This window comes from Campylobacter volucris, assembly GCF_008011665.1.
Classification (GTDB): Bacteria; Campylobacterota; Campylobacteria; order Campylobacterales; family Campylobacteraceae; genus Campylobacter_D; species Campylobacter_D volucris_A.
This window is the reverse complement of record NZ_VOWJ01000021.1, coordinates 104148-122507: the sequence shown is the minus strand read 5'-3', so window position 1 is coordinate 122507 and position 18360 is coordinate 104148. Positions and strand designations below refer to the sequence as shown.

Below are 18360 nucleotides of genomic sequence, written 5' to 3'. Positions count from 1 at the left end.
TTTACTCCTTTAGTAAAAAATGATAATGGTTATTATAATTTATAAAAAATAAATTTTAACTGATATTCAATATCATTTTTAAATTTTATTCGTTAATATCTTTGTGCAAAATCTCCTCTAAAACCACAGTCGCATAAGAACCTTTTTGCAAGAAAAATTCCAAAATAAAATGAGCTTTTTCTTCATCATAATGATACCTACAATCTTGCATATATGACCATAAAAATCGCCTAGAACCTTGCATTTTAGCTTTATACTTATAAAAATCACTAAAAATTTCATCTTCTATTTTTAAAGCCAAGCTATCATTTTGACTCTCATAAGCTTTTGCTCCAATCAAAAGTCCCATAGTGCTAATATCTTTTTGTATAAATCTTTGCACTTCATCTTCTAAATTTTCACAAATAAAACATTTTCCAAAAGGATAATGACCTAAAACTTCTCCTTGAAGCAATTTAAAAAATTGTTTTTGCTGTTTTAAATTTTTATATTCTTGTGCATTAAAGGCATAAATTTGCTTGATTTCTTTTTCACTAAATTCTTGCATAAAATGAGAGATTTCTACTCTTTTGCTCAAATATCTATTAAAAAGCTCACTTTGAAAAGCAGAAATTAAAAATTCTTGCATTTTTTTATTTTTTATTTTTTTACCTTGTAAAATTTCCAAACCTTGCAAAAAATTATCCTGAAATTTTCCAAAACGCTGATAGCCAAAATAATTAGCAAAACCTTGAATTTTTAAATTATTAAAAGCTTGTTCTATCTTAAGCGCATCCACACTAGAAACTTTTTTTAATCGTATGAAAAATGAATTTCCTTTTAAATGACCTATGCGAAGTTTATTATCATGAATAAAAGTTTCTAAAATTTTCATTTTTTCATGCTTAAAATTTTTTAAATTTTCTTCAAATTTTTTAGGCATTGAGATGTATTGCGTGGTTAAACCCTGCTTATCTTTTAATCCACAATATCCAAAATCTCTTATTTTTATACCACTTTGCTCACTTAAAATCCTTAAAGCCTCACTTGTGCTTAAATCTTTTTTTTGTATATGTAAAATAAGATGCTCACCTTTACCACTAAATTCATATAAAGGCTTTTCTCTAACCACAAAATCATTGCTATTTTTAGAAAAATATACATCAATAGGGCTATGCTTTAAAGCATAAAGTGGTTTAAAAATGGTGTTCTTTTCCATAGTATTTATACCTTCCAGTTTTAGTTTTAGCAAAAATATTTAATTTTATTCTGTGTTTTTTTGCCATATTTTTAATATAAGCTTTATATTTTTTATCAAATGCAAATAAAATTTCATATTCTTCTGCACTATTTAATTCAAAAAAAATTAATTTTTTCAAAAATGTAACACTTAAGTGATTTATAGCAAGCATTCTTGATAAATCTTTATTCAAACCATCTGATATATCCATACTTACTCTTATTTTCTTAGCCACATCGTAAAAAAATTTGTGTTTTAAATTAGGCTTTATAAAGCGATGATTAGAATGTAAGAAAAATCCATTTTGTAAAATTTTTAAACCCTTAATACTATCACCCAATTTTCCAGTAAAAGCTAAAAGATCACCTTTTTTTAAACCTTTACGATAAATAGCTTTTTGATTGATTTTAGAAATAAGGGTTAAAGAAATATTGATTTTATCATCAGAAATTGTATCACCGCCAATGATTTGTATGTTAAATTTTTTTGCTTCTTTAAGCAAACCATTTTGAAGTTTTTTTACCTCATCAAAAGAAATATCCTTTGGCAATGAAAGCCCTAAAAGAGCATATTTTGGAGTTGAATTCATTACAATCGCATCAGAAATATTGACAAGCATGGCTTTTGCTCCAATTTGCTCTAAACTCATCCATGATCTTTTAAAATGGACATTTTCACAAAATAAATCTTTAGAATAACAATACCCATCAACAATAGCTCCATCATCGCCGTTGATAGGATTAGCAAAAGCTTTAATAATCAATTTTTCCTTATCCATGTGAATATTTTATACAAAATGAATTTAATTTTCTATAATAATCAAATTTTTATAAGTTTAAAATGTATATAATGAAAAATAACACCAAGGATTAGGATATGAAAATCATTTTAAGAATTTTTCGTTTTGATAAAAATAGTGATTATTTAGCTTATTATAAGCCTTATGTTTATAATAGTGATGATTTTCAAAGCGTTTATGATTTACTTTTACAAGTAAAAAAAGATGATATATATTTTGATTTTGACGAAAACTCTGAAAGTTGTATCAAAATCAATCAAATAGCAATCAGACAAAGAAGAAATTTAAAAAATATTATCCAAGAATTTGGAACAGAACTTATCATAGAACCGCTTGATACTAAAAGAGCCATTAAAGATCTCATCATGGATAAAAGTGATTTTTATGATAAACTTCATTTATTTGATGGTCTAATAGATACTCATGATATAGAGCTTTATAAACAATATGATTTTTTATACTACACAAGTGAGGTTAGGGAATTTTTACCTCGATACTTAGGAGATAGCTTTTTTATATTTGCATATAAAATGTTGCTAAAATATCCTGATAAAACTCCTCAATTTTTAAAATTAGTTGCTGATGAAGAAAATGGAATTTACTATCATACGACTTTTAAAAATTTTATTTCATTTAATGAATCAGACTATGAAGCTTATATCAAAGAGCTTAAAAAAATGCTTGTTAAAGCAGGTTATGCAAGAAGTATATTTTAAAAGGGTATTTTAATGTATAATATTTACACTAATAGCAATAATGATTTATTTTGTTTTTTTGATATCATAAAAGATGCTTTAGATACAATAGAAGTTAAAAATAAAATTTGCGAAAAACCTTTGGGAAAAAATTATTTTATCATTGATTATAATCCTGAACATATCCTAAAAGAATACGAAAGAATGATGAATGAAGATAATATCTTAGCATGCGAACTTAGTTCTTATAATATTATGAATAAAATTGAAAAAATTCAATACGCACCTGATATTTTTCTACAACATCTAAGCAAAAATCATATTGTAAAAAAATTTAGCAATTTTAATGCATGTATTTATCAAGGAGAATTTGAAACACAATCATCTTTGAAATTGTTAAATTTACTTGATGCTAAAATTATAGATTTTGAAAGAAAACACAAATCTTGCGGATATAGCTTTTTAAATTTAAATCCAGAATTAGCATATAAAATGGCAGTAGCAATTGTCTTAGATGCTTATGATAGCGGAAGTGATTTTTTAGTCGTTGAGGATTTTTATGCTTTTTATATGTTTGATAAATGTTTTAAACAATTGCAAACTATTTCTGGAAGAAATTTTGAAGATTTTTATATTTTAACCTTTGCAGAACTTGCAAATTTGGCCTTAGGTATAGTACCATATACTTTGAAAAAACATTCCTTAAAAGTGGGTTTAGTAGAATGAAAATTTCTCTTGAATGTAAAGATTTAATTTTAGAAAAAACTTTAGAACTTCTTTTAAAAGATCATTTGGTTTTAAAAAAAGATTGTGATTTTATGATTTGCGATGAAAAAATTCACTCGCAAAAACCACAATTTATTATTAGTAAAAATTCTGTTTTTTTAAACATACCTTTTAGTAGCGAAGAACTATTAAATGCCCTAGAAGAATATAATGCGAGTTTGCAAAATATTGCTTATAAAATAGCATATCGTGAAAAAAAATTGATGAATAAAAAATGCCAAGTGGTGCTAGAAGAACTTCGTAATGAAAGTCATAAAAAAATTGATGAAATATTTGATATTTATAAAATGCAAATAAAAAATCTCATCCAAGAAGAACACAATAATGCCTAAAAATGAAGAATTTAAAAGCGTTAAAGACTTTTTGAATTCTTACACAAAAGAAGATAAAAAACAAAATAAAATAAAAAATAAAAAACTATATTCTTACATAGAAAGCGGTTCTTATAAAGGTAAAAAAATTCTTTTGCCTAATTTAAATACAACTAGAAGCACTAAATCCATAGTAAAAGCTTGTGTTTTTAATGTTTTGCGTTTTAATTTACAAGATAAAATTTTTATTGAAGCATTTGGAGGAAGCGCTTCTATGGCTCTTGAAGCACGCAGTAATGGTTGCTTAAAAAGCTATGCTATAGAATTAGATAAAAAAGCTTATCAAATAGCTTTGAAAAATGCTTGCAATATAGATAAAAATACTATTTGTTTTAATGATGATACTTTTATAAAAACACTACAAATCATACAAAATACAAAAGAAGAAATCATTTTATATCTTGATCCGCCTTTTGATATACGGGAGGGTTTTTTAGATATTTATGAAAAAACTTTAAAGATGATTCAAACACTACAAACTAATAATCTTAAATTTATAATATTTGAGCACTCTAGTGTTTTTAAAACCCCACAAGAGATTAATCATTTTAATAAAAATAAAGAAAAAAAATTTGGCAATACCACTTTAAGTTTTTATACATCAAAATAATTTTGGAATCATTTTTGCTTTGATCTAAATATAAAAGCAACAGATTAAAGGAAGAATCGATGAGAATATTATTATCTTTCATAGCTTTTAGCATTAGTTTATATGCAGCTACCATCAAAGAATTAACCAATGTTGTAGGCGTTAGAGATAATCAGCTTATAGGGTATGGTTTAGTTGTTGGATTAAACGGAAGTGGTGATGGAACAAGTAGTGAATTTACCCTACAATCAATCTCAAATATGCTTCAAGGTATGAATGTAAAAGTCAGTCCAGGAGATATCAAATCAAAAAATACTGCTGCGGTAATGGTTACAGCTAAATTACCTGCTTTTGCAAGAAGTGGTGATAAGCTTGATGTTAGCGTGGCTTCATTAGGCGATGCTAAATCTTTACAAGGTGGAACTTTACTTATGACTGCTTTAAAAGGTGTAGATGGCGAAATTTACGCAGTAGCTCAAGGTTCATTAGCTATTGGCGGACTTAGCCCAAGACCTGGTGCAGCTGGAACACACTCAACTTCAGCTAATGTTATCAATGGCGCAGTTGTCGAAAGAGAAATTCCACAAAACTTTAGCCAAAATGATGATTTAATACTAAGTTTAAAAGAAGCTGATTTTAAAACAGCAAATAATATAGAAAGAGTTTTAAATGCTATTTTTGATACAGATATAGCTAAAGCTTTAGATTCTAGAACTATCAAGCTCATTAAACCTGAAGAATTTTCTCATGTAGAATTTATGGCTAGAGTTTTAGAACAAGATATTGCTTATACTCCTGAAAGTAAAGTAATCATAGATGAAAGAACTGGCACTATCGTAGCTGGGGTAAATATAGAAGTAGAACCTATATTGATCACCCATAAAGATATAACTATAAAAATCGATCCAAATAACAATGCAGCATTAGCACAAAATGAAATAGATATGAAAGATGGTGGAATTTTAGATCCTGTTTCAAATACTTTAAAAATCACAAACACCAAAACAACAGTAGCAAATATAGCAAGAATGCTCAATAAACTTGGCGCTACTCCAAACGACATCATAGCTATCATGCAAAATTTAAAAAGAGCTGGCGCAATTAGTGCTGAATTAGAGGTGATATAATGAAAGTTGATAACTATTTAGCTAGTAAAAATTATAGTAGTAATCTCTATGAAAGCATTACTAAGCATAACAATAGCTACAAAGCAGCTAAAAACTATGCAGATAGTGCTTTTAAAAATAATATAACTCATATCCAAGCTTTAAATGATGAAGATAAAGCTTTAAAAGAACAAACCGATGCTTTTGAAGCTTTTTTAATCAAAAGTGTTTTAGATATTTCTTTAAAACAAGAAAATTCTTTGTTTGGCAAAGATGCAAGCGATGAAATTTACTCATCTATGTATAATGATACTATGAGTAAGGCTTTAAGCGGTGGCTTAGGATTTTCAAAATTATTATTTGATTATTTAAAAGAAAGGGGTTAAGTTATTTTTTTATTTGTCGATGTATCTTCTAGAGTTTTAATAGAAGCGGAGGCTTAAAATGATAAACCCGGTACATCAAGGTTATGTAGCTCAACAAATTGCTGCAGATTTAAATAAAACAGAAAATAAAGAAAACAACAAGGCGAAAGAAACTCAAAAAACAGAGGAAAGTAAAGCTGCTCAAATTGCTACTCAAATTAAAAATGGTGATTACAAAATAGATTTATCATCAACTTCAAAAGCAATAGCAGATTCTTTACTATAAATTTTCCATCCTTTTTTGGGTTTTGCCCAAGAAAGGATAGAAAATGGTTAAAAAATACTTAGACGAAACAAATTCAATTTTAGAAAAACTTATTAATCTTACAATCGAGGATATTGTTCAAATTCAAGCTGCAAATCATAAACATGTAAGTAAAAGTGTCGAAGATAAAACAAAACTTATAAGCGATTTTCAACTTGCCAAAAAAAATCTCGACCAAGCTTTAATAAATTTAAGCAATCAAGGTAATAATAAAGGCTTAGATGAGCTTTTAGATGATGAAGACAAAGAAAAACTGGCTCTTTTAAAGCAAAATTTAAACACCTTGCATCAAAAAAATAAAGAATACGCTAAATTGGTTCTTGTGATTAAAGATTTTTACGACAATCTTTTAAATGCCATGTTTGAACAAAATGGAACAAATAATGCTTATGGAGATAAAAAAACTATTCCAGATTCATTGTTTAAAATGAATGTTTAAAGGCTAAAGCATGGGAATTTTTGATAGTTTATATACTGGAGTTAGTGGCATAAAAGCTGCTGAAATTCAAATCAATACAACAGGTAATAACATCTCTAACGCAGGTGCAGTTTTTTACACAAGGCAAAGAGCTGTACAAAGCTCTGCTATGTCAGTAGAAAGAGGTGGTTTAACTCTAGGCACTGGAACTCAAATTGATACCATTAAAAGATTGCATGATGAACATTCTTATTATAAATTAAAAAACGCCACCACTCAACAACAATACACCGATTATTTAGGAAAAATTTTACAAGAAGCAAGTCAAAGATTTCCTGATATGCAAGGAACTGGTATCTTGCAAGATTACAAGAACTATTATGACGCATGGAATAATTTTGCTTCCAATCCAAATGATGCAGCTAGCAAAATAGATTTAGTAGAAAGTGCTAATACTCTAACTCAAAATATTCAAAAAACTTTGCAATCTCTTGATCAAATGCAAAAAACTGTTAATGAACAACTCAAACAAACAGTAGATGAAATCAATAGTATAGGTGAAGAAATTGCAAATATTAACAAGCAACTTGAACAAGCAGAAGTTTTACCAACTGATAATGCTAATCAACTAAGAGATAGAAGAGATGAACTAGAATTAAGGCTTTCAAAATTAGTTGATGCGGTAGCTTGGAAAGGAAAAGCTACTCAAGATAATACTCTAGAAACAACTATGACTGATTCTGGAAAATACTATGATTTGAGCATTCAAGGTTTTAGTATGGTCAATGGATCAAGCTTTCATCCTTTAAAACTTGATGATAATAATCCACAAGGATTTTATCAAATTTATTACGAAGTAAATGATGAAAATAGATATGATTTAACTAGTAAAATAACGGGTGGTCAATTAGGTGCTCAATTAGATCTTAGAGGGAGAAATTATGATGGAAATCACGATACTTATAGTGATGGCACCTTACAAGAATACAAAGATATGCTAAATACTTTTACAAAAACCCTTATCACTCAAACAAATAATGTCTATGCGCAAGCTGCTACTGAAAGAGTAAATTCTGATAATTTAAAAGGATTGAAACCAAATAATTCATTAATGAGTTATGATAAAAATATTCAAGCTGGTAGTTTTGATCTTATTGTATATGATAATCAAGGCAAAGAGGTTGCTAAAAGAACTATAAATATAGATGTTAATACCACTATAGAAGATATAGTTAAACAAATTAATGCAGATATTGATGACAACAATGATAATAAACAAGATAATGATTTAAGTGATTTTTTTAATGCTTTTTATCATTATGATGGACAAAGTGATAGCGGGAATTTACAAATTGGAGGCTTAAAAAAAGGTTATAAAATAGCTTTTAAAGACAATGGTACAAATTTCCCTGGAGCTTTAAATGTTTCATCATTTTTTAATGGACAAGATGCAAGTAATATCAATGTAAATTCAAGCATTAGAAATGATCCAAATACTTTAAAAGCAAGTTCTTCTGGTATAGATGGTAACAACGATGTAGCAAATGCTATGTTACAACTTCAAACTCAAAAAGTAAATTTTTATAACAAAGATGGCACGGTAGATAGTTTAACACTAGATGGATATTATAGAAAATTCACTGGACAAATTGCTTCAAATGCTGAAAACAATAACTTCGCACATGCTACAAACTCAACCGTTTTAAATACAGTTTATGCAGAATATCAATCAAAAAGCGGTGTGAATACAAATGAAGAATTAGCTTCTCTTATACAATATCAAGCAAGTTATGGAGCAGCAGCTAAAATAGTAACCACAGTAGATCAAATGCTAGATACTTTACTTGGCTTAAAATCTTAATGCACATAAAAGCTCTTTTAGACAATTTTGCACTAAATAAAAATACACAAAAAGAGCTTTTTTCTCATCCTGATCCTCTGCAAATTGCAAGTATTTATAAAAATCCCACCATAGCCCTAATTTGTGCTTTATTTGCATATGGTAATGCAAAAAATATTGTCAATTTTTTACAAAAACTTGATTTTTCACTTTTAAAAAGTAGTGAAAAAATCATCATACGAGAAAGCAAAAATTTAAAATATCGTTTTCAAAATTCTCAAGATATTGCTCAAATATTTATTACCTTAAAAAGATTACAAAACGAAGATAGTATAGAAAATATTTTTACCAAAGCTTATAAAAAAGAACAAAACATCACAGAAGCAATTTCAAATTTTATCGATACCATATATAAAATAAACCCTTATCGAAGCTATGGTTATGAATTTTTCTTTTCTAAAAAATTTCAAAAACCAAAATCTACACTTAAAAGATACAATATGTATTTAAGATGGATGGTAAGAAAAGATGAAATAGATTTAGGGCTTTTTAAAAATATAGATAAAAAAGATCTCTTAATACCCCTTGACACTCATACACATAAAATTTCATTAAAACTTAAGCTTATAAAGCGTAAGATTTATGATTTTCAAAGTGTATTAGAATTAACTAGAAATTTGCAAAAATTAGATCCAAAAGATCCTATAAAATATGACTTTGCCTTATACAGAATCGGACAAAATAAGGAAATTTTATGGAGCTTGAACTAAACTGTTATATAATATTATTTCTTGTAGCAATTTTTGCAGGAGGCGTTGATGCTATAGTTGGAGGTGGTGGACTTATTACCATACCTGCATTATTTGCTTGTGGAATACCTCCTCATTTAGCTTTAGCTACCAATAAACTTCAAAGCACTTTTGGTTCTTTTACAGCTGTATTAGCTTATAGAAAGTCCATGCAGATACGAAGAATTGCTTTGGGAATTTTATTTACTGCAATTGGTGCTATTTTAGGAACATATAGTGTTTTATTAATCAACCAAGATGATGTTAAAATCATAGTTTTAATATGTCTTATTTTGATTTTTCTTTATACTATTTTTAAACCAAACATCGGAAATACTCAACACAAAGCCAAAATAAGCACTGCTAGTTTTCAAATTATTTTTGGTTTATTGTTAGGTTTTTATGATGGTTTTTTAGGACCTGGCACAGGTTCTTTTTGGATATTTGCTTGCGTGATCTTTTTAGGCTTTAGCATGAAAAACGCTAGTATTAATACTAAAATTTTAAATTTTACAAGTAACATAGTAGCTTTGGCTGTATTTTTGTATTCTTATGAAGTTCTTTGGAAAGTTGGTATTTTAATGGGTATAGGACAAATTTTAGGTGCATTTATTGGCTCAAAACTTGTTTTAAAAACACAAGGGATTTTCATTAAAAAACTTTTTTTAACCATAGTAGCTCTAACCATAATTAAAATTACATATGACTATTTAGTTCTTAAATTCCTTGAGTAATTTGCCACATTGGTAAAAATACTCCTAAAGCAAGAACTAAAATCATCAATGCCATAAATATAATCATCAATGGCTCAAGTAGTATAAAAATTTTTTGAATATATACTTCCTTTTTTTGCTCAAAAAATAGAGCAAGCTCATAAGCACTTTCATCAAGCTTAGAACTTTTCAAACCTATATTTATCATTCTAATAACAAAGGTTTCAAAAATATTAATGCGTAAAAAAGCTTCAGCTAAATTTAATCCTGATTCAAATGAAACTATAGCTTTAGAAATCTTAGCTTTTAAAAACTTATTTTGTATGCCATTGTTAGACATTTTAAGTGCTTTTTTAGCATCTATACCTGATTTTAATAAATACGAAAAAATAATAAAAAAACAAAATTTATCTTGATACGCGATAATATTTCCAAATATAGGTATATAAAAAAGTATCTTGTCAAACACAAGAGATTTTTTATATAAAATATACATACATGCAATAAAAATATCTAAACAAAAGAATATAGTCCAAAAATAACTAGCTAAAAAATCTCCTATAAAAAATAAAATTTTTGTAATTGTAGGCAATTGCAAATCAAGTTGAATAAACAAACTCTTAAATTCAGGCAACACAAAAAACATCAAAACAAAAAAAGCAAAAATGATACTTATCAAAACCAAAATAGGATACGAAATGGCTTTTTTAAATTGTTTTAAATTTTTTATTTGTTTTTCTTTTAAAGCTATGATAATTTTAAATGCTTCATTTAATTCCTCTTTACCATCACAAATTTTTAAAATAGCCAACTCTCTTAGATTAAATAAATCTTTAAAAGCTTCTTCATATGCTGAACCATTTTTAAGTTTTTGATATATCTCATTAAAGATAAAAGTTATTTTTTTATCGTAAGAATGCTGAGAAAATTCTAAAATTGCTTCTTGTAAGCTAAGTCCAGCTTTTAAAATCATATACAAATCTTTAAGAATAAAGATCAATTCTTCTTCTTTGATTTTTATATTTTTTTGAATACAACACTCTTTTACTTCTACTAAAGAATTATATTTTTGCAAAGCTTTGATTCTAGCCTCGTAAAGATTTTTTGCTTTAATGATACTTTGTTTTTCTTTGTGATTAGAAATATAAGTTATTATAAAATCTTTCAAAACAAAACTTTCCAAATTTCTTCTATAGAAGTAAAGCCTTTTTTAATTTTATCCAATGCATCTTCACTTAAAGATAAAAAATCATTTTTTAAAATATAAGCTTGTATTTGTTCAAAAGAAGAATTATTTTCAATCAAATTTTTAACATTTGCATCTAAAAATAAAAACTCTGCTATCATAATTCTTCCTTTATAGCCGCTCATCATACATTTTGGACAACCCTTAGCTTTATAAAATTTTCCATTTATTATTTGATTTTTATAAATAATCTCACTAATTTCTTCTTTGCATTCACAAAGCTTACGCACTAAACGCTGAGCAATGATTAAATTTAAAGATCTTGCTATAAGATAAGACTTAGCTCCCATATGTATCATTCTAAAAATTGCTTCTAAAGCATTATTAGTGTGTAAAGTGCTAAAAACCAAATGTCCGCTTAAAGAGGCCTTTAGAACTATATCCAAGCTTTCTTCATCTCTAATCTCTCCTATCATTATAACATCAGGATCTTGCCTTAAAACTCCTCTTAAAGCCTTAGAAAAATCAAAATCAGCTTTAGAATTTAAAAGAATTTGCTGAGCTTTTGTTAATTTATATTCTATAGGGTCTTCTAAAGTGATAATTTTTTTACTCTCATCAAGTTCATTTAATAAACTATGCATAAAAGTACTTTTTCCACTTCCTGTTGGCCCGCAAAATAAAATCAAGCCACTCAAAGCTTGTATGTTAAGTTTTATTTTCTCAAGAATCTCATCTTTAATCAAAAGGTTTTCTAGCTGAAAAATATTTTTTTCTTGTTTTAAAATCCTTATTACCACGCTTTGTCCAAACAATAAAGGCATAATAGAAACCCTAAAATCATATTGCTGTTCTTGGATACATTTGCTAAAACTTCCATCTTGAGCATTTCTTTGTTCAGCAACATTAAGCAAAGATATGATTTTTATGTGTGTAAGTAATGCTTGATAAATTTCATGAGTAAAACAAATAATAATTTTTAAAATTCCATCAATTCTAAATCTTAATTTCACTATATCTTCTAAAGGTTCAAAATGAATATCGCTTGCTTTTAAAAAACTAGCATAAGATAAAATCAAAAATAAAATTTGTTCTAAAAAATCTCCTTCTTTATTGTTTTGAGAATTTAAAATTTTTTCTACTTCGTAAGAATAGTTTTTAAATTTTATTAAAAATTTAACTTTTTCAAAAAAATATTCAAATTTTGCAAATTCAACTATAAAAACATAGATACTTTTATCTCGAAAAATATTTTGTAATTTTTCTAAAACTTCATTATATAAAGGCTTATAAGAAATAATTTTTATACACTCATCATTTTCTTCAAAACATAAAATTTTATATTTTTCTATAAGAGCAAGGGGTAAATTATACAAATATTTTTCAAAATCAAATTTATCATTTAAGTCTAAAAATTGTAGTTCATATTCTAAAGCTAATTTTTGAAAAAAATCTTTATCTAGTGATAAAAGCTCATTGTGAGTAAGCATATCATCTATTAAATTTTGAAAAATATCTCTATATTTAATAACTTGCATTTAATACTTTTTCATATTCTTCTTTGGCTTTTAATGCTTGATCAATTTGTCCTTGTTTGATTTTAGAATTAATAAAAATCAGCCAAGCATCTTTTCCTAAATACTCAATTTCATTGGCTTCTATAGCCCAAAATGAAGAATTTTGATAATCTTTTATAGCATAAAAATATTGAGCTAAATTTAAAGCATTGATATAACTTGGATCATTGATAAATTTTTCATATAAAATCAAAGAATCTATATTCTCATTTTTAATGCTAATTTTTGCTTTTAATTTTGAAAAAACTAAAAACATGATTAACATGCTAAAACATATAATCTTCATTTTTAAAACCCAAATCTTTTAAATTTAGTATCTTTTTATCTTCTTTAAGTATGGTTGGCTTGATGATAAAAACAATTTCACTGACATCTTCTATATTTTGCTCACCTTGAAATAATAACCCAAAAATAGGTATTTTAGAAAGCAAATTGATTTCATTTTGATTATTAATGCTATTTTTGCTAATCAAACCACCTAAAATTAAAGTTTGAGAATCTTCCACTTCTACAACAGTTGAAAGCTTTTTTTGTATAGTATCAGGTGCAATATTTCTTGGTTTATTTTGACGATGATTATCAACACTATATTTAAAATCACTCAAACTAGGATTTATCCTAAGCATAATCTTATGATCATCTGAAATTTCTGGCAAAATATTAAGTAAAATTCCTACAAAAATAGAATAATTATTATAAGTTTCGCTAATTGTACTTCCATTTTCAGTACCTTTGGAACTTTCTTTAACTTGATAATTTATAGTATCGCCTATAGAAATAATTGCTTGTTGATTATTTAAAGCCATAAGTTTTGGATTAGAAAGCACCGTGGTTTTGCCATTTTCTTGTAATAAATTTATAATCGCTTGAGTTTGTATATTTGCTTTTAAATTGATATTTTTAATGCCACCTTTATTTATGATAAAATCTTTATCATCACCATTTAACTTAAAAGCAAGTTCTTGCCAATTAATCCCACTAGAATGATTTTTGTTTAAATGCACGGCAACTATACTCACATCAATTAGAACTTGCTTTTTCAATCGTTTATTTAAATCATTTAAATAATTTTGCACTCTTGCAATTTCATATGGAGTCGCTTGCAAGGTAATGATTCCTGCATTGGTATTAATAATAGGTTTGGTAGTATTTTCATCAAGTAAAGCTTGAATTTCTTCTGCAATTTTCTCCCAAAAATCAAACCTATCAGTGCTTATAACCAAATTATCAGCCTCTTTGCTAGAATGTTCATATTCTCCTTGTCTTGGTCTTGAATCTACCGAAGCTTTAGTGATACTTTGTCCTTCTCTAATAGAGCTAATATAATGAATTTTAAAAGTCTTTACCACTTTTCCATAAATTTTTAAAATATTTTTTTCATAATCATAAGCAAGATTATTTTCTTTTAACAAAAGATTAAAAATTTCTCATAAAGACATCTTTCTAATATGAAGATAATTTTGAGTAGCATTTAATTTATTTTGCGCCAAAGAATCTTTTATGATAATACTAAAACCACATTCCTTGCCAAGCTCATTTAAAATTTCTAGTAAAGTACTTTTAGAATTAACGCTTATATTAAAAATTCTTTGATAGCACGAATTTGCATAAACTTGAGCAAAACATATACTAATAAATAACAATATTATTATTTTTCTCATATAAATTTAAAACCATCTCTTCTTTATCATTTTTTATAAGCAAAACTTGAAATTTATCTATTTTAATTATTTTAAATCCATTAATTTCATCATTTAGCATATACCAAGCATTGTTAATCTTAACTTTATTTGACATTATAGCTTGCAACGAAAGATTGAAATCTACATAAGATTTGTCTTGAAAAAAAGGATCTTGCAATGCGGTTAAATCCACATTGCAAGATTTTTCAAAAATGAAATGATCAGCACTATAAAGACTAACCACTGATATAAATATAAAAAGATTTTTAAGCAATTTTAATTTTCATTGCTAAAATCAGCACTAGCTAAACGCTTTAGTTGTCTATAACGACGCTGTGCATCTGCTTTATTTTTTTCAAACAATTCTTTAGCTTGTTCTGGATTTGATTTTTTCAAAGAACTATAACGAACTTCATTCATTAAAAAATTCTCATACAAATCCCAATCAGGCTCTTTAGATGAAATTGTTAAAGGATTTTTACCTTCAGCTTCTAAGCGTGGATCATAAATATAAGTTGGCCAATATCCACATTTTGTAGCCAAATCTGCTTGATCTCCTGAATTTCCAAGCCCACCTTTAATACCATGAGCAATACAAGGAGAATAAGCAATAATCAATGATGGTCCATCATAAGCCTCAGCAGCTATCACTGCTTTTAGCAATTGCGCATAATTTGCATTAGAATTTACTTGAGCTACAAAAATATATCCATAAGTCATAGCAATTTGACCTAAATCTTTCTTTTGCACAGGTTTTCCAGCAGCTGCAAACTGTGCTACAGCACCTGTTCTTGAAGATTTTGAACTTTGTCCTCCGGTATTTGAATACACTTCAGTATCTAAAACTAAAATATTAACATTTTCTCCACTGGCCAAAACATGATCAAGGCCACCATAACCTATATCATAGGCCCAACCATCTCCTCCAAAAATCCAATGGGATTTTTTACTCAAGAAACTTTTAAGTTCTAAAATATCATTTACAGCTTTGATTGATTTGTTTTCCTCTAAAAGTGGCACCAATTTATCTCTTAGTTCTAAAGATAGCTTATAATCTTCTTTATTTGCAATCCATTCTTTATATAAAGCTGAAAGTGCATTAGGAACTTCTTGCATACTTTCATTCATAATATATTCTATTTTATGTCTAGTTGTGTCAGTTGCCATTTTCATCCCAAAACCAAATTCAGCATTATCCTCAAACAAAGAATTACCCCAAGCTGGCCCATGACCATTTTTATTGCTTTTTCTATATGGAGTAGAAGGTGCTGACCCACCATAAATAGAACTACAACCCGTTGCATTAGCAACAATCATTCTTTCTCCGAATAATCTTGTAATTAAAGTAATATATGGAGTTTCACCACACCCTGGACAAGCACCATGGAATTCAAATAAAGGCTGAGCAAACTGAATTCCTTTAGTATTCTCTCTATTTAAAACATTATCTTTATAAGTAACTTTTTTAAATAAATAATCAGCATTTTCTTGCTCTCCATGTTCGAGTTCTTCACCTAATGGCACCATAACTAAGGATTTTTCTTTAGTAGGACATTCTTGTGCACAAAGCTCACACCCGGTACAATCAAGCGGAGATACTTGAATTTTAAAGCTAAGTTTTTGCTCTTTTACACCTTTTGCATTTAAATTATGTTCTTTTACTCCAGCTGGAGCATTATTTAATTCTTCTTCATCAATCAAAAATGGTCTAATAACAGCATGAGGACAAACTGATGCACATTGGTTGCATTGTATGCAGTTTGCTTCTATCCATCTTGGCACCATAACCCCAACGCCTCTTTTTTCAAATTCAGTAGTTCCATGCTCAAAACTACCATCTTCATATCCCAAAAATGCAGAAACTGGTAAATCATCGCCCTTTGCAGCATTCATAGGTTTGGCAATTTTTTCTACAAATTCAGTTCCCTTATAGGCTATAGTTTCTTCTTTAATTTCATCAGCTAAATTTACCCAAGAAGGATCAATATCAACTTTTACAAGTCCATCTTCACCCATATCAATAGCCTTGTAATTCATTTCAACTATTGCATCGCCTTTTTTGCTATATGATTTATATGCTAATTCTTTCATATATTTTTTAGCATCTTCAAAATCGATAATATTTGCAAGTTTAAAAAATGCTGCTTGCATAATAGTATTTGTCCTACTTCCAAGTCCTATTTCTCTAGCAAGTTTTGTAGCATTAATGATATAAAAATTAATTTCTTTTTGTGCTAAAACCCTTTTTACGGCATTTGGGATTTTTTTAATAGTTTCTTGTGCATTCCAAATACTATTTAAAAGAAAGGTACCACCTTTTCTAATTCCTGCCAAAACATCATAAATTTCTAAATATGCTGCCACTGAACATGCTACAAAATGAGGAGTTGAAACTAAATAGGTTGAAGTAATTGGTTTTTTAGAAAATCTTAAATGACTTCTTGTATAACCACCTGATTTTTTAGAATCATATGCAAAATAAGCTTGCGCATAAAAATCTGTTTTATCGCCTATAATCTTAATAGAATTTTTATTTGCTCCTACTGTGCCATCTGCACCAAGTCCATAAAATAAACATTCTATAGTGCTATCATCACTAAGTGAAATTTTTTCTCCGACATTTAAAGAAGTATGGGTAACATCATCAATTATGCCTATGGTAAAACCATCTTTTGGATTTTGCTGATTTAAATTGTCAAACACAGCTAAAAGTTGTGCAGGATCAACATCTTTTGAAGATAAACCATATCTACCACCCACTATCAAAGGTGCTTTTTCTTTGCCATAATATGCACTTTTTAAATCTAAATACAATGGCTCACCCAAACTACCTGGCTCTTTTGTCCTATCTAAAACAGCAATTCTTTCAACACTTTGAGGCATCACATCAAAAAGATATTTTAAGCTAAAAGGTCTATATAAATGAACTTTTAAAACCCCTACTTTATGACCTTTATTATTTAAATAATCCACCACTTCTTTTAAAGCCTCAGTCACAGAACCCATAGCTACCACAACACTTGTAGCCTGTGGGTTTCCATAATACACAAAAGGCTTATATTCTCTTCCTGTAATCTTAGAAATTTCTTGCATATATTCATTTACAATATCAGCAACCCCATCATAATATCTATTTGCTAATTCTCGTGTTTGGAAATAAATATCATCATTTTGCGCAGTCCCTCTTGTTTTAGGATTTTCTGGATTAAGACAGGCATTTCTAAATTCATTCAAAGCCTTACGATCCAATAAACGATCAAAATGTACATAATCCATTACTTCAATTTTTTGAATTTCATGTGAAGTTCTAAAACCATCAAAAAAATGCATAAAAGGTACTCTTCCTTTAATCGCTGCTAAATGTGCAACACCAGCTAAATCCATACATTCTTGCACAGAATGCGAACAAAGCATTGCAAACCCTGTTTGTCTAGCTGCATAAATATCTTGATGATCTCCAAAAATAGAAAGTGCTTGAGAAGCCAAAGCTCTTGCTGCCACATGTATAACACCTGGTAGTAATTGACCTGCTATTTTATACATATTTGGTATTTTCAATAAAAGCCCTTGAGAAGCTGTGTAGGTAGTAGTAAGCGATCCTGCTTGTAAAGATCCATGAACCGTTCCTGCAGCTCCTGCTTCACTTTGCATTTCTACTACTTTAACAGGCACTCCAAACAAATTTTTCTTCCCTTGAGACGCCCAAACATCTGTATAATCAGCCATAGGAGAACTTGGGGTAATAGGATAAATTCCTGCAACCTCTGTGAATGCATATGCAGCATAGGCAGCTGCTTCATTTCCATCCATTGTTTTCATTATCTTACTCATTATAAACTATCCTTAAATTCAATTATTTACTTTCAAATCAATAGCTACTTTATCTTTTATTATCTTAAAC

At 28.1% G+C, this 18360-nt stretch carries 18 protein-coding genes and 1 pseudogene; 11 read left to right on the top strand and 8 right to left on the bottom strand.

Going from position 1 to position 18360, the window contains the following annotated elements:
• Positions 1-85: 85 nt before the first annotated feature.
• Both truD and FPD38_RS03855 read right to left on the bottom strand, forming a co-directional pair.
• Positions 86-1207, bottom strand: coding sequence for a tRNA pseudouridine(13) synthase TruD (gene truD, locus FPD38_RS03860; protein ID WP_147555507.1), 1122 nt, complete (start codon positions 1205-1207; stop codon positions 86-88).
• Positions 1176-1997: a thiamine-phosphate kinase gene (locus FPD38_RS03855; RefSeq protein ID WP_147555463.1), complete on the bottom strand. Its 822-nt coding sequence runs from the start codon at positions 1995-1997 to the stop codon at positions 1176-1178. Before FPD38_RS03855 ends, truD begins: the two co-directional genes overlap by 32 nt.
• 98 nt (positions 1998-2095) lie before the next feature.
• Between FPD38_RS03855 and FPD38_RS03850 the strand changes: the two genes are divergently transcribed.
• Genes FPD38_RS03850 through FPD38_RS03800 form a run of 11 tightly spaced genes read left to right on the top strand, consistent with a single transcriptional unit; the run spans position 2096 to position 10035 of the window.
• Positions 2096-2734, top strand: a complete 639-nt coding sequence (locus FPD38_RS03850; protein WP_147555462.1) for a DUF5644 domain-containing protein — start codon at positions 2096-2098, stop codon at positions 2732-2734.
• Positions 2735-2746: 12 nt separating this feature from the next.
• Positions 2747-3439, top strand: a complete 693-nt coding sequence (locus FPD38_RS03845; protein ID WP_147555461.1) for an HdrB C-terminal domain-containing protein — start codon at positions 2747-2749, stop codon at positions 3437-3439.
• Entirely contained in the window at positions 3436-3831 is a 396-nt protein-coding gene (locus FPD38_RS03840) for an ornithine carbamoyltransferase (protein WP_147555460.1), read from the top strand. Before FPD38_RS03845 ends, FPD38_RS03840 begins: the two co-directional genes overlap by 4 nt.
• A complete protein-coding gene (locus tag FPD38_RS03835; protein WP_147555459.1) occupies positions 3824-4480 on the top strand; it encodes an RsmD family RNA methyltransferase in 657 nt (218 codons plus the stop codon). Before FPD38_RS03840 ends, FPD38_RS03835 begins: the two co-directional genes overlap by 8 nt.
• 59 nt (positions 4481-4539) lie before the next feature.
• Positions 4540-5586 carry a flagellar basal body P-ring protein FlgI gene (locus tag FPD38_RS03830; protein WP_147555458.1) on the top strand — a complete coding sequence of 349 codons (1047 nt, stop codon included), beginning with the start codon at positions 4540-4542 and terminating at the stop codon, positions 5584-5586.
• Positions 5586-5951, top strand: coding sequence for a rod-binding protein (locus FPD38_RS03825; protein ID WP_187153096.1), 366 nt, complete (start codon positions 5586-5588; stop codon positions 5949-5951). Before FPD38_RS03830 ends, FPD38_RS03825 begins: the two co-directional genes overlap by 1 nt.
• 58 nt (positions 5952-6009) lie before the next feature.
• Positions 6010-6216 carry a flagellar biosynthesis anti-sigma factor FlgM gene (locus FPD38_RS03820; RefSeq protein WP_147555457.1) on the top strand — a complete coding sequence of 69 codons (207 nt, stop codon included), beginning with the start codon at positions 6010-6012 and terminating at the stop codon, positions 6214-6216.
• A 43-nt stretch (positions 6217-6259) separates the two neighbouring features.
• Positions 6260-6694 (top strand): flagellar protein FlgN, encoded by a 435-nt coding sequence (locus FPD38_RS03815; protein ID WP_147555456.1) that lies wholly within the window; start codon positions 6260-6262, stop codon positions 6692-6694.
• Between the two features lie 10 nt (positions 6695-6704).
• Positions 6705-8534, top strand: coding sequence for a flagellar hook-associated protein FlgK (gene flgK / locus FPD38_RS03810; RefSeq protein WP_147555455.1), 1830 nt, complete (start codon positions 6705-6707; stop codon positions 8532-8534).
• A complete protein-coding gene (locus FPD38_RS03805; protein ID WP_147555454.1) occupies positions 8534-9283 on the top strand; it encodes a TIGR02757 family protein in 750 nt (249 codons plus the stop codon). The genes flgK and FPD38_RS03805 overlap by 1 nt, the downstream gene beginning before the upstream one ends.
• Positions 9268-10035, top strand: a complete 768-nt coding sequence (locus tag FPD38_RS03800; RefSeq protein WP_147555453.1) for a TSUP family transporter — start codon at positions 9268-9270, stop codon at positions 10033-10035. Before FPD38_RS03805 ends, FPD38_RS03800 begins: the two co-directional genes overlap by 16 nt.
• On the opposite strand, the gene FPD38_RS03795 is transcribed toward FPD38_RS03800, so the two are convergent.
• The 6 genes and pseudogenes from FPD38_RS03795 to nifJ form a co-directional block, all read right to left on the bottom strand.
• A complete protein-coding gene (locus FPD38_RS03795; RefSeq protein WP_147555452.1) occupies positions 10019-11182 on the bottom strand; it encodes a type II secretion system F family protein in 1164 nt (387 codons plus the stop codon). The genes FPD38_RS03800 and FPD38_RS03795 overlap by 17 nt on opposite strands.
• Complete coding sequence (locus FPD38_RS03790; RefSeq protein WP_147555451.1) at positions 11179-12738, bottom strand: GspE/PulE family protein; 1560 nt, start codon at positions 12736-12738, stop codon at positions 11179-11181. The genes FPD38_RS03795 and FPD38_RS03790 overlap by 4 nt, the downstream gene beginning before the upstream one ends.
• Positions 12725-13063 (bottom strand): hypothetical protein, encoded by a 339-nt coding sequence (locus tag FPD38_RS03785; protein ID WP_147555450.1) that lies wholly within the window; start codon positions 13061-13063, stop codon positions 12725-12727. The genes FPD38_RS03790 and FPD38_RS03785 overlap by 14 nt, the downstream gene beginning before the upstream one ends.
• Positions 13044-14429: pseudogene (mshL, locus tag FPD38_RS03780) on the bottom strand (pilus (MSHA type) biogenesis protein MshL). The gene FPD38_RS03785 and the pseudogene mshL overlap by 20 nt, the downstream one beginning before the upstream one ends.
• Positions 14407-14733, bottom strand: coding sequence for a hypothetical protein (locus FPD38_RS03775; protein ID WP_147555449.1), 327 nt, complete (start codon positions 14731-14733; stop codon positions 14407-14409). Before FPD38_RS03775 ends, mshL begins: the two are co-directional and overlap by 23 nt.
• A gap of 2 nt (positions 14734-14735) precedes the next feature.
• Positions 14736-18290 carry a pyruvate:ferredoxin (flavodoxin) oxidoreductase gene (gene nifJ / locus FPD38_RS03770; protein WP_147555448.1) on the bottom strand — a complete coding sequence of 1185 codons (3555 nt, stop codon included), beginning with the start codon at positions 18288-18290 and terminating at the stop codon, positions 14736-14738.
• Between the last annotated feature and the right edge of the window lie 70 nt (positions 18291-18360).

What these genes read in the sequence shown, in the direction of transcription:
- FPD38_RS03855 (WP_147555463.1), bottom strand. Translation starts at nt 1,997, where the DNA reads ATGGATAAGGAAAAATTGATTATTAAAGCTTTTGCTAATCCTATCAAC.
- FPD38_RS03850 (WP_147555462.1), top strand. Translation starts at nt 2,096, where the DNA reads ATGAAAATCATTTTAAGAATTTTTCGTTTTGATAAAAATAGTGATTAT.
- FPD38_RS03845 (WP_147555461.1), top strand. Translation starts at nt 2,747, where the DNA reads ATGTATAATATTTACACTAATAGCAATAATGATTTATTTTGTTTTTTT.
- FPD38_RS03840 (WP_147555460.1), top strand. Translation starts at nt 3,436, where the DNA reads ATGAAAATTTCTCTTGAATGTAAAGATTTAATTTTAGAAAAAACTTTA.
- FPD38_RS03835 (WP_147555459.1), top strand. Translation starts at nt 3,824, where the DNA reads ATGCCTAAAAATGAAGAATTTAAAAGCGTTAAAGACTTTTTGAATTCT.
- FPD38_RS03830 (WP_147555458.1), top strand. Translation starts at nt 4,540, where the DNA reads ATGAGAATATTATTATCTTTCATAGCTTTTAGCATTAGTTTATATGCA.
- FPD38_RS03825 (WP_187153096.1), top strand. Translation starts at nt 5,586, where the DNA reads ATGAAAGTTGATAACTATTTAGCTAGTAAAAATTATAGTAGTAATCTC.
- FPD38_RS03820 (WP_147555457.1), top strand. Translation starts at nt 6,010, where the DNA reads ATGATAAACCCGGTACATCAAGGTTATGTAGCTCAACAAATTGCTGCA.
- FPD38_RS03815 (WP_147555456.1), top strand. Translation starts at nt 6,260, where the DNA reads ATGGTTAAAAAATACTTAGACGAAACAAATTCAATTTTAGAAAAACTT.
- flgK (WP_147555455.1), top strand. Translation starts at nt 6,705, where the DNA reads ATGGGAATTTTTGATAGTTTATATACTGGAGTTAGTGGCATAAAAGCT.
- FPD38_RS03805 (WP_147555454.1), top strand. Translation starts at nt 8,534, where the DNA reads ATGCACATAAAAGCTCTTTTAGACAATTTTGCACTAAATAAAAATACA.
- FPD38_RS03800 (WP_147555453.1), top strand. Translation starts at nt 9,268, where the DNA reads ATGGAGCTTGAACTAAACTGTTATATAATATTATTTCTTGTAGCAATT.
- FPD38_RS03790 (WP_147555451.1), bottom strand. Translation starts at nt 12,738, where the DNA reads ATGCAAGTTATTAAATATAGAGATATTTTTCAAAATTTAATAGATGAT.
- FPD38_RS03785 (WP_147555450.1), bottom strand. Translation starts at nt 13,063, where the DNA reads ATGAAGATTATATGTTTTAGCATGTTAATCATGTTTTTAGTTTTTTCA.
- nifJ (WP_147555448.1), bottom strand. Translation starts at nt 18,290, where the DNA reads ATGAGTAAGATAATGAAAACAATGGATGGAAATGAAGCAGCTGCCTAT.